The 13,722-nt window shown below is 38.2% G+C and carries 16 protein-coding genes and 1 pseudogene; 8 read left to right on the forward strand and 9 right to left on the reverse strand.

Features of this window, described 5'->3' with window-relative positions; all coding sequences use genetic code 11:
- Positions 1-5: 5 nt before the first annotated feature.
- Positions 6-788 carry a YbbR-like domain-containing protein gene (locus tag D8847_RS04585; protein ID WP_125840770.1) on the reverse strand — a complete coding sequence of 261 codons (783 nt, stop codon included), beginning with the start codon at positions 786-788 and terminating at the stop codon, positions 6-8.
- A complete protein-coding gene (gene cdaA / locus D8847_RS04590; protein ID WP_001011078.1) occupies positions 775-1,632 on the reverse strand; it encodes a diadenylate cyclase CdaA in 858 nt (285 codons plus the stop codon). The genes D8847_RS04585 and cdaA overlap by 14 nt, the downstream gene beginning before the upstream one ends.
- 136 nt (positions 1,633-1,768) lie before the next feature.
- Between cdaA and D8847_RS04595 the strand changes: the two genes are divergently transcribed.
- Genes D8847_RS04595 through D8847_RS04605 form a run of 3 tightly spaced genes read left to right on the forward strand, consistent with a single transcriptional unit; the run spans position 1,769 to position 3,675 of the window.
- Complete coding sequence (locus D8847_RS04595; RefSeq protein ID WP_125840771.1) at positions 1,769-2,737, forward strand: NAD(P)/FAD-dependent oxidoreductase; 969 nt, start codon at positions 1,769-1,771, stop codon at positions 2,735-2,737.
- A gap of 21 nt (positions 2,738-2,758) precedes the next feature.
- Complete coding sequence (locus D8847_RS04600; protein WP_084874452.1) at positions 2,759-3,139, forward strand: ImmA/IrrE family metallo-endopeptidase; 381 nt, start codon at positions 2,759-2,761, stop codon at positions 3,137-3,139.
- Between the two features lie 17 nt (positions 3,140-3,156).
- A complete protein-coding gene (locus D8847_RS04605; RefSeq protein ID WP_084874381.1) occupies positions 3,157-3,675 on the forward strand; it encodes a hypothetical protein in 519 nt (172 codons plus the stop codon).
- Positions 3,676-3,914: 239 nt separating this feature from the next.
- On the opposite strand, the gene D8847_RS04610 is transcribed toward D8847_RS04605, so the two are convergent.
- The 4 genes and pseudogenes from D8847_RS04610 to D8847_RS04625 all read right to left on the reverse strand — a co-directional run bounded on the left by D8847_RS04610 (position 3,915) and on the right by D8847_RS04625 (position 6,109).
- Entirely contained in the window at positions 3,915-4,463 is a 549-nt protein-coding gene (locus D8847_RS04610; RefSeq protein WP_049476728.1) for a DUF6036 family nucleotidyltransferase, read from the reverse strand.
- Positions 4,456-4,743 carry a hypothetical protein gene (locus tag D8847_RS04615; protein ID WP_020902550.1) on the reverse strand — a complete coding sequence of 96 codons (288 nt, stop codon included), beginning with the start codon at positions 4,741-4,743 and terminating at the stop codon, positions 4,456-4,458. Before D8847_RS04615 ends, D8847_RS04610 begins: the two co-directional genes overlap by 8 nt.
- Positions 4,744-4,745: 2 nt before the next feature.
- Positions 4,746-5,201 (reverse strand): hypothetical protein, encoded by a 456-nt coding sequence (locus D8847_RS04620; protein WP_125840772.1) that lies wholly within the window; start codon positions 5,199-5,201, stop codon positions 4,746-4,748.
- Positions 5,191-6,109: pseudogene (locus tag D8847_RS04625) on the reverse strand (IS1595 family transposase). The gene D8847_RS04620 and the pseudogene D8847_RS04625 overlap by 11 nt, the downstream one beginning before the upstream one ends.
- Before the next feature lie 394 nt (positions 6,110-6,503).
- Here D8847_RS04625 and D8847_RS04630 point away from each other — a divergent pair.
- The 5 genes from D8847_RS04630 to D8847_RS10780 all read left to right on the forward strand — a co-directional run bounded on the left by D8847_RS04630 (position 6,504) and on the right by D8847_RS10780 (position 10,838).
- The gene (locus D8847_RS04630; protein WP_125840773.1) at positions 6,504-7,526 is read left to right on the forward strand and encodes an adenine-specific methyltransferase EcoRI family protein; all 1,023 of its coding nucleotides are present in this window, start codon (positions 6,504-6,506) and stop codon (positions 7,524-7,526) included.
- 15 nt (positions 7,527-7,541) lie between these two features.
- Complete coding sequence (locus D8847_RS04635; protein WP_125840774.1) at positions 7,542-8,780, forward strand: GmrSD restriction endonuclease domain-containing protein; 1,239 nt, start codon at positions 7,542-7,544, stop codon at positions 8,778-8,780.
- 219 nt (positions 8,781-8,999) lie between these two features.
- On the forward strand, positions 9,000-9,587 hold the full coding sequence (locus D8847_RS04640) for a hypothetical protein (RefSeq protein WP_260467765.1): 588 nt from the start codon (positions 9,000-9,002) through the stop codon (positions 9,585-9,587).
- Between the two features lie 406 nt (positions 9,588-9,993).
- Positions 9,994-10,602 carry a tyrosine-type recombinase/integrase gene (locus tag D8847_RS10775; RefSeq protein WP_260467766.1) on the forward strand — a complete coding sequence of 203 codons (609 nt, stop codon included), beginning with the start codon at positions 9,994-9,996 and terminating at the stop codon, positions 10,600-10,602.
- A 44-nt stretch (positions 10,603-10,646) separates the two neighbouring features.
- Positions 10,647-10,838 carry a tyrosine-type recombinase/integrase gene (locus tag D8847_RS10780; RefSeq protein ID WP_260467769.1) on the forward strand — a complete coding sequence of 64 codons (192 nt, stop codon included), beginning with the start codon at positions 10,647-10,649 and terminating at the stop codon, positions 10,836-10,838.
- Between the two features lie 87 nt (positions 10,839-10,925).
- Here the strand turns inward: D8847_RS10780 and whiA are convergent, their stop codons facing one another.
- The 3 genes from whiA to rapZ are packed head-to-tail and all read right to left on the reverse strand — an operon-like array spanning position 10,926 to position 13,698.
- Complete coding sequence (gene whiA / locus D8847_RS04650; protein ID WP_125840775.1) at positions 10,926-11,837, reverse strand: DNA-binding protein WhiA; 912 nt, start codon at positions 11,835-11,837, stop codon at positions 10,926-10,928.
- Positions 11,834-12,811, reverse strand: coding sequence for a YvcK family protein (locus tag D8847_RS04655; protein ID WP_001231060.1), 978 nt, complete (start codon positions 12,809-12,811; stop codon positions 11,834-11,836). Before D8847_RS04655 ends, whiA begins: the two co-directional genes overlap by 4 nt.
- Positions 12,808-13,698 (reverse strand): RNase adapter RapZ, encoded by an 891-nt coding sequence (gene rapZ / locus D8847_RS04660; RefSeq protein ID WP_125840776.1) that lies wholly within the window; start codon positions 13,696-13,698, stop codon positions 12,808-12,810. Before rapZ ends, D8847_RS04655 begins: the two co-directional genes overlap by 4 nt.
- Positions 13,699-13,722: the final 24 nt, after the last annotated feature.

Raw genomic sequence — 13,722 nt, forward strand, 5'->3', positions numbered from 1 at the left:
ATTTATTATTGTTTAGACGAATCTGATTTTGTTTCTGAACTCGTTGAAGACGAACTGCCTTCTGAAGAACTTGTTGACGAGTTACTTGAACTAGACGTTGCTGTTTTTGTTGTAATTTTCATAGTTGTGTCAAATGGCATAATGACGCTTGGTAAGACATTTCCATTTTTATCGACTGCTTGTAGAGGAACAGAGGACGAGTAGTTTCCAGTTATCCGTTCACTCGTCGGTAAGATGGCAATGACACGATCTACTTTGGAGAGGGTTTCCTCATCACTAATAACCGTTACTTTTTCATCTGATACAGTAACGGTATCGATTTTCACGCGAGAATCAATCTGACTAGGGTCAATCTCCGGCACAACAATGACATTGTCCCGTTTTGCTTTTTTACCGACCTTCACTGTTATCTTTTGCGGTGTCGCAACAGCCGTCAAACCGCTCGGAAGATTTTCAATGGTTAGAGGAACTTCGATGGTTCCTATACTGGCATCAGAAAGATCAGCCGTCACCTTAAATTTGCGGGTACTTTCCTGCATCTCACTCGCCAAAGCAACTCTATTTGACCCTGTTAGAAAGACCGTCACCTCAGATGTAAAACCACTGATAAAATACTGATCACTGTCATACTGAATATCAATTGGGACATTAAGAACTGTGTTCGTATAAGTCTCCGTCCGCACCTGTCTGGCACTGTTGCTATTCTGATAGTTTGTCAATGTTGCATAGATAAAGAGAATGCAGGCGAAAAAGAAGGAAGAAATGATGTATAGACTATTTTTTCTCATGTTTCAATCCTCCTAGCAAGCGCTCTTTCAGACCTTGCTTTTTCTCTGATTTTGGAAGTAAGATTCTTCTCAATTCAGATTCAAACTCTTCCAAGGTCAAATCGTGCTTAAAGACTCCATTATAGGTGATGGAGATTCCACCCGTTTCTTCCGAAACCACAAAGGTAAGAGCATCTGACACTTCCGACAAACCAATCGCCGCCCTGTGACGCGTTCCAAACTCCTTGGAAATCCCGGTATCTTCAGTCAAGGGTAGATAGGCTGAAGTTACAGCAATTCGGTCTTCCTTGATAATGACAGCACCATCATGCAAGGGAGTATTGGGAATGAAAATATTGATAAGCAATTCAGCCGAAATTTTAGCATCTAAAGGGATCCCTGTCGAGATGTATTCCTGCAAGGTTCTCACTCTCTGAACCACTACAAGCGCCCCAATCTTACGAGGACTCATGTATTCAACTGATTTCACAAATGCACGAACCATCTGCTCTTCCGCACTAATGGGGGCATTGGAGAAGAAATCAGTAGCCCGGCCCAATCGCTCCAAACCAGTCCGAATCTCTGGTGAAAAGATAACCACCGCTGCAATCACCCCGTAGGTGATGATCTGATTGATCAACCAGGAAATAGTCGTTAAACCAATCATATTGGAAAGAATCTGGGCTAGAATAAAAACTAAGACTCCCCGCACCAATATCATAATCTTGGTGCCTGCAATAGCTTTAGTAAAATGATATAAAATATAAGTCACAATGAGAATATCAATCAGATTGGTGACTATACTCCAAGGACTTGAAAACAAACTCGTCCAGTATTGTAAATTGGATAATTGTTGAAAATTCATCCTTGGCCTCCTCCCTGTCAAAACACTTTACTCATCATTATACCATTTTTTGCCCATTTTTTCCCCATCCTACCTCATTTTAAATTAATCAAAAATATGATAAAATAAACTGACTAGAAAAAACAAAGGAGAAATCATGTCTCAACTCTATGATATTACCATTGTAGGTGGCGGTCCTGTCGGGCTCTTTGCTGCCTTTTACGCCCACCTACGCCAAGCCAAAGTCCAAATCATCGACTCTCTTCCCCAGCTCGGTGGTCAACCAGCCATCCTCTACCCTGAAAAGCAAATCCTTGATGTTCCAGGTTTTCCAAACTTAACCGGAGAAGAGTTGACCAATCGCTTGATTGAACAGCTAAACGGCTTTGATACTCCTATTCATCTCAACGAAACCGTTCTTGAGATTGAAAAACAAGAAGAAGGCTTTGCCATTACAACCTCTAAAGGTAGCCACCTGACTAAAACAGTTATCATTGCCATGGGTGGTGGTGCCTTCAAACCACGTCCGCTCGAATTAGATGGCGTTGAAAACTATGAAAATATCCACTACCATGTTTCCAATATCCAACAATACGCTGGGAAGAAAGTAACCATCCTTGGTGGGGGAGACTCAGCTGTGGACTGGGCTCTAGCTTTTGAAAAAATTGCCCCAACTACCCTTGTTCACCGTCGAGATAACTTCCGCGCCTTGGAACACAGTGTGCAAGCCCTGCAAGAATCATCTGTAACCATCAAGACACCGTTCGTCCCTAGCCAACTTCTCGGAGATGGAAAAACACTCAATAAACTAGAAATTAGCAAGGTCAAATCAGATGAAACCGAAACTATCGGAGTAGACCACCTATTTGTCAACTATGGTTTCAAATCATCTGTCGGCAATCTCAAAAATTGGGGTCTGGACCTCAACCGTCACAAGATTATCGTCAACAGCAAGCAAGAATCCAGCCAAGCAGGTATCTATGCCATCGGGGACTGCTGCTACTATGAAGGTAAGATCGATTTAATCGCTACAGGACTGGGTGAAGCTCCAACTGCTGTCAACAATGCCATTAACTACATTGACCCAGAACAAAAAGTGCAACCAAAACACTCGACCAGTTTATAGGGAGCAAAGGTTGGATTGTTTATAACTGAAAAAGGATTTTCTCTATATCTAAGCATAGAGATAGAGGTTTTTGAAGATGGTCTATTCCCAAATGAGGCCTTTTATATCCCAGCCTTCCAAACTATGTTTTTGAGTGATGCTACAGCAGACGAGAAAAGGGTACAAGTTGCTTTACATGAGATAGTCCATAAAAACCACGCACCAGAAATTTATCGCCTTTTCAGGGAGAAATGTGAGCTTGAAGCTAACCGAAATATGAGCCATCATCTGATAAAGGCCGAGTTAGATATAGCTGAAGATACCACTACATTTAATTACCTGGTCTTTATGGAAAAATACAATTTAAAAGCCATTGCTGATGAAACAATGGTTAAAAAGGAATATTTGGCTTTGCTGAATTGAAAAGGGAGTAGGATCAAATGAAAAAAATATTTTCTATATCGTCTGTATTGCTTTGTACACTTTTTCTTTCAACCGCTTGTACGAATCAAACACAAAACTCATCAAGCGCTCCGAGTACACAATCATCCTCATCAGATGAGGATATAAGCGTGGAAACCTATTTTGATAAATTACTTTCCAAAGTCGATAAAGTCACAACAGACAATTACAAGTCAGATGACTATAAAATCTATGATTACAAAACAGTTCTCCGGGAACCAGAAAAGTTCTTCTCTTTAAAAATGAGAATCGACAATCTGGAAATAGTACAAATTTTTAAAGAAGGTAAGTACAAAAAAATACTGGCTACACAGCCTAGTGGCAATTTCTATATGTTGTTCATGGAGACCAAACGTATAGAAAAAAGATTTTTAGAAAAAGATCATTTATCGGTAAATGGGCGGTACCTACTTTCTTATGAATATACTACAAATAGCAACAAAGAGAAAAGCGTACCTTTAATTTACGTCGATGCGTATTTGATGTTGAAGAATTAAAATATAAACTCAGCTAATTATTAAAAATCCCCACGCTCGTCATAGCCAGATTTTAAGTGCGAGAAAATCATGTAGTTGTTGGAAATTTCTTGCCTTTAGGTAGTTAGAGTTAAACATTAGAGAGGTTTCTAAAATGGGAATATTTTATTTTTGGGAACTATATACCAGTTTACACCACCAACAACATATTGTATTTATGAGAATATCAAAAAAGGCGACTTCCAAACGGAAATCGTCTTTTAATAATGTCTAAATTCTTCATAATGTTCACTCATATATTCTGCCAACCATTCCATACCATAGGCTATCTCAAATACTTCCAATATCAATGAAAGGTCTGGTTGAAAACCATATTCTTTGAGTTTATTGATAATATCTTTTATAGAACGAATTTTCACTAGTTTAATAATTTCCCCAGCATCCTGCCTATCTCTATCTCGTCCGCTGTCTAGTTTCATTCCGAGAATGTAAGATAATGGTGGTACAAAAACAGTCAAATTTGAATAGCTAAATGCCTTCTCACAGATAGACAGTGGCGGTATTTTATTCATATTTGCAACATTGTTGTTCAGCCATAACTCATCAGGCTCATTCACATCAAAATCATCGCCAACTTTCTCAATAATGCTTCTGATTTTAGCATCTTCTTGATAAAAGGCATCTACATCTTGTGTTCCTCGGAGATTGTAATACTCCAGAACAAAACCACCAACACAGATAATTTCTAGGTCAATATTTTCCTTAGCTAATTCGGTATTGAGAGCCTCAAATAAAACTTTCTTATCCATAGTTACCCTCTCTAAAGAGTTTCAAAATATCTTTTGGCTGACTTTTACGGTTCGCCTGCAAAACGTGTTCTCTTGTGTGTGTACCTTCTGTTAAAGCATCTTGAAGGGTTATTTTTTGGAAAGGTGTTAAGGTAGGATTTTTCAACAATTGCTCTACATCATCAGTAGTTAGTTTAGTCTCCTCATCTTTAATGACCTTATAAAGATAGCGAAACCACAAATCACCGTCACTTCCAGCATGTTCACTAGCTCTCACCATGTAATCGTACCATGTTGTCATTATTATTCCCCCTCATCTTTTCTAGGGTTATAGTGCATTGCTATCCAAAGTTTTTTGTCAAAATCAGATAACTCTTTTTTCTTCTGATGAATGCAATCGTTCAAATCAGGAAATTTGAGACTGTATTTTTTCTCAAAAAAGCTCTGAAACTCCTCTTTACTTTCTGCAATATCAACCAAGGCTTCTAACTCTGCCATTTGTTTGGCAATAGCCTTTCTGTCAATTCTCTTTTGACTATCTCCAAGTACGTCATAAACACAACGTTTTGTTAGTTGAGTATAAAAAGAGCGATGTTCAGTAACAAAATCAAAGGAATAGGTCTTATCCCAGAGTTTGGTGTATTTATTGTAAAAACCATCTGAAAGGCTGATCTGATAACCAATCAGCTTACTATCAACTCTACGAGCGATAGACCTTTCCAATTCAAAATGTAGGTCATGTAATGTATTAGTAGCCATAAATCAGCTCCCTGTATTTAGTTCGAACACAGGCATTTGAAATCAGGAGATTAAAACGCTCACTATTCGAATAGTCACGAGTATTATAACGAAAAACAAATTCATCTACATAGTCTTGAAGATATTTCTTAGACCACGAATGGTAAATTCCTAATACTCCACGTTTCAATCCAGCCCAAAAGCCTTCAATCGTATTGGTATAAACATCACCTTGCACATACTCACTAATTCCATGATTAACAAAGTCATGATTATACATCTTAGCCACTTTATTATAACCCAGCCATTCATCTGTGTAAAGTTAAGCTGTTTCCTTTACGTATTTGACAATCTGTTCAGCCAATGTTTTCGTCTTTGTATCTGGAACATGATGAGCATTAACTTTACCTTGACGTTGTACCATGCCTACTACAGCAGATTTGTCTTTCAATGAACGCCCTTGAGCATTTTTGACTTTTTTTGGAGTTATGACGGTTCTTGTTTTTACCACCTATGTAGGTTTCATCAACTTCCACAACATCATCAAGACTATTGTTGTTTTCAGAACTAAAACACTTACGGATACGTTCCAGCATGAACCAAGCTGTTTTTTGCGTAACACCAATATCTTTTGATAATTGTACAGATGAGATTCCTTTTTTGTGAGAAGTCACAAGCCAAATTGCCATAAACCATTTACGAAGTTCAATTTTAGTATTATCAAAAAGAGTACCAGTCTTGACATTGAAGTATTTTCCAGTATTTTTACAACGGTATTTGTTACCTTTACATTTGTAGACCTTTGAGGTAGCATCAAAAGGGCTGATAATCACATCGCCCCAAATCATATTTTCTAAATGGTCAATACATGACTGTTCGTCTGGAAAAGCAGATTGTAAATCAAATAATGATTTAAACTCAAACTTCATAACTGGTACTCCTTACTTCTTGATTATATTATATCGAAAATAAGAATGATTGTCAACAAAAATGTAAACTTCTACTATGCAAAAAGCCAGAATTTTGATATAATAGAAGTATCAAAAATAAAGGAAATTAAGCATTATGAACGCAATCACAGCTCACAGCTCACAGCTCACAGCTCACAGCTCACAGCTCACAGCTCACAGCTCACAGCTCACAGCTCACAGCTCACAGCTCACAGCTCACAGCTCACAGCTCACAGCTCACAGCTCACAGCTCACAGCTCACAGCTCACGCTGATTATGTAATCAGACGTGTTTTTTGTCAAGCTCTAAAACAGGCTTTTTCACATTTTTGTGAGGAAGCCTTTTATGCTCCCTACGAAAGTGAGGTGGCATAATGGCTGGCTCACTCCACAACGCTAAAAAAGCCAAAAACGATGAGTTTTATACTCGTTATAAAGATATTGCTGAGGAAATGGGACATTACAGGGAGCATTTTAGAGATAAAGTTATCTACTGTAATTGCGATGACCCAACTCAATCAAACTTTTGGCGTTATTTTCATAATAACTTTGCCAGCTTAGGTTTGAAGAAACTGATAGCTACGCATTTTCAAGAGGATAGCGAGCCTTCTTATGCGTTAATCTATGATGGTGGCGATGATTTCAATATGGAAGCAGGAAATATTGTAACTATTTATGGAGATGATGAGTATACCGCTGGAGATTTCCGAAGCGAGGACAGCATAAAATACCTGAAAGAAGCAGATATTGTTATAACTAACCCTCCGTTTAGTTTGTTTAAGGAGTATATTAGCCAACTAATCAATTACAACAAATCGTTTATTGTTGTTGGAAATAAGAACGCTGTTACCTATAAAGAAGTATTTCCTTTAATTAAGAATAACCAAATCTGGATTGGGGCTCGAAACATGAACTCTGACTTTTGGTTGTATGTTCCAGATGGGGCTGATTATGAAAAACTGGATGAAGATGGCAGAGAAGTAAAACATATTATGGCATGTTGGTATACTAACCTAGATTTGAAAAAACGGCACGATGGCTTATGGCATATTGGAGATAAGTTTGACCTTACAAAGGCTCATAAATATTACGAGGGTTTTGAAGATAAATACCCTAAATATGAGAATTATAATGCCATTGAAGTTACATTTGTCAAAGATATTCCCATTGATTATGATGGAATTATGGGTGTTCCCATTACTTTTATGGACAAATTTAATCCAAAGGAATTTGAAATTTTATGGACTACTGACAGAGGAGGAGATGGAATGTTAGAGGATTATAAACTCCCTCATTCTCGATATGATGCTCCAGTAATTAGCGGAGAGGGGAAATATAAACGTATTTTGATAAGAAATTTAAATCCTATCAGTCGTGCGGAAGACAGAGGTTATTAACAAGGAGGTAATATTATGAAAGTAACTAGATTAAGAGATTTACTAAATAAACCATTTACTATTCGAGATTTAGCTAGTGGTTATACAAATAATGATGATGGCGCAACAACAGACGCTGTAAAAGGATATAATGGTAACTTGAATATTCGTCCGTCTTATCAAAGAAATAGCGTATATAACGAAGATAAGAGACAAGCTGTAATTCAAACCGTTCTAGACGAATGTCCCTTAGGTATCATGTACTGGGTTGACTTAGGAAATGGACAATATGAAGTTCTCGATGGTCAACAACGTATTTTAGCTATTTGTAATTATGTTATGGGGAATTACTCTGTAAAATCAAACAGGTTTCCATCCAGTGCTCCACAACAAGATTTCCCAAATCTTCAGATGAACCTAACTGACTTAGCAGAACAAATTCTTGATTATGAGTTAGACATATATGTTTGTGAAGGAACTGCTTCCGAAAAAATGAAATGGTTTCATGTTATCAATACAGCAGGCGAACCATTAAATGAGCAAGAATTAAGAAACTCTGCTTATACAGGAACTTGGCTTTCTGATGCTAAACAAAGATTTTCAACAAAGACTGGACGTGGCGTTGTACTTGCTGACGAGAATCCGAATAACGATAAAGCAGAACCACTATTAAATGGTAATTGGAATAGACAAGAGTATCTACAAACTGCTATTAAATGGGCTTCACAAAATGATAATGACGATAGTACAAATACAATCGAAGATTATATGTTGAAGCATCAAGGAGATGCAGATGCTTCTGAATTATGGCAAAATTTTTCTGCCATAATTGAATGGGTTCGTGGAAAGTTTATAAGCTATCAAAACAGTTTGAAAGGGATGGATTGGGGAACAATCTACAAAGAGTATCAATTAGGACAGTTAGACAACAATATCATCAAAAATAGTGCTTCTGTCATTAACGAAAAAATTGCAGAGTTGGTAAATGATGATGAAGTCACAACTAAAATGAAAGGGATTTATCAGTACATCATTTACGGAGATTCCAAATATCTCCAACTTAGAGCTTTTGATGATAAAACCATCAAGCAAAAATATGAAGAACAGAGCCATCACTGCGTTTATTGTGTGGATGAAGGAAACAACAGGGAGTATGCTCTTAAAGAACTAGCAGGCGACCATATTACACCGTGGTCTTTAGGTGGAAAAACTGTCCCTGAAAATTGCCAACTATTATGTAAAAAGCACAACTCTTCAAAAGGGAACAACTATTAAAATTGAAAAGGCGACTTCCAAAACGGAAATCGTCTTTTTTGATATTCTCATAAATACAATATGTTGTTGGTGGTGTAAACTGGTATATAGTTCCCTAATTTTTTATTTGGAAGTAAAAAACAAAAAGAGCCACAACAGATTTCCGTTACTGTGGCTCCACCTAAAGAATTTGACTACTATCGCCCTGAATATTTCAAAATACTAAACTCAAGACCTAATATGTCTGAATTGTATGGAAGAGGCTTTGATTTTCCAAAATACAACGATAACTTTATAACTACAGAGGGATATCCTCTTAGAGAGTTACTGCTCTTGGTTTGGTGGGGCAAAACAAAGAATGGGAGAAAATCGACTATATCGATCCCTAAATATTTTTTTCATGATTACAATCTAAATGCTGAAAAAATAACAAGAAAGTTCAAAGATGAATCCTTGCTTTATGATGATGAAGGCAAAACACTTTTGACCGAGGAAGGGAGAGTTATTGCTGACAAATATTCGTCACTATGGGAGATACACTCAGCTAAAGAATATCCAACAAATCTTGATATTGATTTCCCAACGTGGAACAAAAATAAATTTGATCTAATGATGTGCCAAATGCAAATCAGATATCACAGTGAATACGCTAAATTTTGCAAAAAATTAGTTAATTATTTCAACTCCCTAAATGCACCAACAAGCGCTTTAAAAATTCACAATGAAATCAATTACTACATAAATGAAATAAATAGTAATTTAGCAAGAGTAAATGACTTGAAAGAAAAATTGATTATCTTGCAAGACAGAATAGATGATAATATATAACAAACAAAAAAGTCCCCACGCTCAAATTTTGGTCGAGGAGAGTGTGAGGAAACTATGTATAGGAAACAACCATTAAAAAGGTCATTTTCTTATACTCATTTTATCAAAAAGTAAGGTTAAAAGCAATGTGGATGGAAGAATTGCCCAATGGCAAGTTTAAATATTTGGGGCGATACAAGGATCCGTATACTAAGAAATCAAAAAAATCTCAGTCACGATAGAAAAGAAAACACCACAAGCAAAAAACTGGGCTACACTTATTCTTCAAGAAAAAATAAACAAGAAACTCAACACTAAACAAGTAGAGAGTGTCACTTTTGAAAAAATTTATAACCTTTTCTATAAATCGTGGGCGTAAACAGTCAAAGAATCCACAAAACATAATTGTAAGTCAGTTGATAAGACAATGAAACAAGTTATACCAGCTGATACCTTACTTGCCAATCTTGACATGCGTTTTCTTCAAAAGGCTATTGAAAAAATTATTGAAGGCAATGGGTATATTACAGCTAAAAAAGTACGTCATAGACTCAGAGGTATATTCAAGTACGCCGTTCAATACTCCTATATTGAGAATAACGAGGTGGATTATACTACGATTCCTCAAAATCAAAAGACTTTAGAAGAACTGGAAAAGAAATGTAATAATTTCCTTACCATGCAAAAAATAAAAGCACTTGTTGATGTTCTTAATAGTCGAGAATATCATCAAAAGTACGCTGATATGGTGCTTGTGCTTTCCTTGACCGGAATGAGATATGGTGAGTTAACTGCCTTACAACTAAAAAATATAGATTTTCAAAACAGCAGAATTGAGATTACAGGTAATTATGATTCAGTTAGCAAAATCAAGACACTCCCAAAAACTACGAACTCAATACGGACAATCAAAGTATCAGAGACTGTCATAGAAGCAATTCAAAGACAAATAGTGCGACTTAGCGAACGGTTTCAGCCTTCATCTAGTGAAGATTATATTTTCGTTTTGAAAGATGGAACCAACCTACAACAATAGCTTTCTTTATACAGATATTAAAAAAATATGGAAAACAGGCAAAAATAGAAAAAAACTTATCCAGCCATATTTTCAGACATTCTCACATTTCATTTTTAGCAGAATCAGGCCTACCAATAAAATCAATAATGGAGCGAGTTGGGCACTCAAATGCTAAAATGACTTTGGAGATCTATTCTCACACTACTGAAGATATGGAGGATAAACTTGTCAATAAATTGGATACTATTTTTTAATTTTGCCCCTAGATTGCCCTTTTTTAATTTTACAACACAACAAAACCCCTTGAAAACATTGATAATTCAAGGGGTTGTTTTATATCACTATAACTCATCAGCAATCTTGTTTATTTTTCTGAGTCTGTGGTTGACACCGCTTTTGGTCATGGGATTTGTCAGGCTATCTGCCAACTGCTGGATAGAGTAGTCTGGATGCTGGATCCGTAAGCGAGCCACCTCCTGCAAATCCACTGGTAAATTTTCCAAGCCCATTCGATCTTTGATTTTACTGATATTATTGATAGTCTTCATACTGGCAGAAACTGTCCGAGCAATATTGGCTGTTTCAGCGTTATTGGCGCGATTAAGATCGTTACGGGTTTCACGCAAAATCTTGACGCGCTCAAAGTTATCACGCGCCTGCATGGCCCCAATCACGATCAAGAAATCCATGATATCCTCTGCACGTTGGAGATAGGTGACTGCACCTTTCTTTCGCTCAATAACCTTGGCATCCAGTAAAAATTGCTGGAGGAGAGAGGCCAGTCCTTGGGCGTGGTCCAGATAAACGGAACTGATCTCCAACTGGTACTTCCCAGACTCCGGATCTCGGATGCTACCATTTGCCAGAAAGGCCCCACATAAGTAGGCACGACCTGCTTCTTCATCTGCTAAAATATCAGGATCAATGCCTGTCTCCAAACCAAAGAAGGAATCCGCAAGCCGCAAATCAGCCAAAAGCTCCTGCACCCTCTCATCGGTATAGACCGTGTAGACACGATTCTTACGAAGATTGCTCCTCTGATGATGTCGAATTTCTGACTTAATCTCATAAAAATGGAGAAAGGACTCATAAAGGTGCCGAGCCAACTTGGCATTTTCAGTCACAACAGACAAGGTCAAGCCCGAAGTCGAGAGACCGATGCTACCAGACATCTTGATAATGGCCGATAGTTCATAACGACTGAGATGGTGTTGACCAAGAATTTCTTCTTTTACTGCAACTGTAAAACTCATTTTCTCACCTGTATAATGCGCATCAATTCATCTACAATCAAATCGCCATCATGGAAGGCTCCTCCATTTTCCAAACGAAGGAAGTTGGATGAAATCACACGAGGAACCTGTTTGCAAAGACCAGCAAAGTCATGCTCTACCTGAACCAAATACTCATCAAAACGGTTGGTATCCATGTATTCTCTAGGTACCTTTTCGATATTAACCAAGACCGTATCAATAAAAGGCCGACCTAAGTGTCGATGGAGGACTTCCACGTGGTCACTGTCTGAAAAGTACTCTGTTTCCCCACGCTGGGTCATGATATTGCAGACATAGGCGATCTCAGCCTTAGTCTCCAAGAGAGCCTGCCCAATCTCCTCAATGACAATATTTGGCAAAATCGATGTAAAGAGGGAACCAGGCCCCAAGACAATCATGTCACTCTCGAGAATAGTATTGACCACTCGACGGCTGGCTTGGGGTGTTTCATCATCCAAGGTATTGGTCACATAGACATGGTCGATCATGCCTGGATGATCTGCAATGTGGCTCTCACCTGCCACCTCAGAACCGTCTTTAAAGACTGCATGCAGTGTCAGAGGCTGATCGCTTGATGGATAGATTTTTCCTGTTGTGTGGAAAAAGAGACTTAGCAGCTGCATGGCATTGTAAGTGGATCCTTGCATTTCAGAAAGTCCTGCTATAATGATATTTCCTAGAGGATGACCCGCAAAAGCTCCAGCCTCTTCTGAGAAGCGGTACTGAAAAACTTTCTCATAAAATTTAGGCATATCCGACATGGCTACCAGAACATTGCGAAGATCGCCTGGTGGTGTCAGCTGTTGGATATTCTTTCTTAGTTCACCAGAAGATCCACCATCATCAGCTACCGTTACGATGGCTGCGATATCAACATCCTTTTCTCGCAAGCTTTTCAAAATGACGGGGATACCTGTTCCTCCACCAATCACCGTTATCTTTGGTTTTCTCATGAACGGTTTACCGTTTCCTTTCTTCGGTCTTTGTCACGATGGCTTTCATTGACAGGCCAGTTTTTAGCAAGGTCCTCAGCTATTCGTTTTGCAAAGGCAACACTACGGTGTTGTCCACCTGTACATCCTATTGCAATGGTTAAAACAGACTTGCCTTCTTTTTTGTAACTTGGCAAAATGGGCTCAATCAAGGCTAGTAAGTGCTGATAAAAATTTTCAGACTCTTCATGATTCATCACATAGTCATAAACTGCTCGATCCTCACCTGTCTGATTACGAAGTTCAGGGAGGTAGTATGGATTTGGCAAGAAACGGACATCAAAGACTAGATCTGCATCAATTGGGATACCATACTTGAATCCAAAAGACATGACTTCGATACGGAAAGACTGGGCTTGTTCTTGGTCTGAAAATTGCTCAGCAATGGTTTTACGCAGTTCACGCGGAGTGAGTTCCGTCGTATCCACCACATTTTGACTCATGTTTTTCAAAGGTGCTAGGAGTTCGCGTTCCAACTTGATGCCATCTAAAATCCGACCATCAGCAGCTAGAGGGTGACTTCTTCTAGTTTCCTTATAGCGTGCCACCAATTCCTTATCTGCTGCGTCTAAAAAGAGGATTTTGAAGTCCAAATCGTCTTGGTTTTCCAATTCATCCAAAACAGCCTGAATCTCTGAAAAGAAGGAACGGCTCCGCATATCGACTACTAGGGCTAACTTATGGTCATCATCCTTGGTCTCAACCAACTGCAAAAACTTTGGCAAGAGGGCTGGTGGCATATTGTCAATAGTGAAATATCCCAAATCCTCGAAGGACTGAATGGCTACTGTTTTCCCTGCGCCACTCATCCCTGTCACAATCACCAGGTGAAGTTGTTTCTTTGTCATCTATCTCTCCTTATATCAAAAAAA

It is taken from the genome of Streptococcus mitis (genome assembly GCF_003942795.1).
In the GTDB taxonomy this organism is placed as follows: domain Bacteria; phylum Bacillota; class Bacilli; order Lactobacillales; family Streptococcaceae; genus Streptococcus; species Streptococcus mitis_BJ.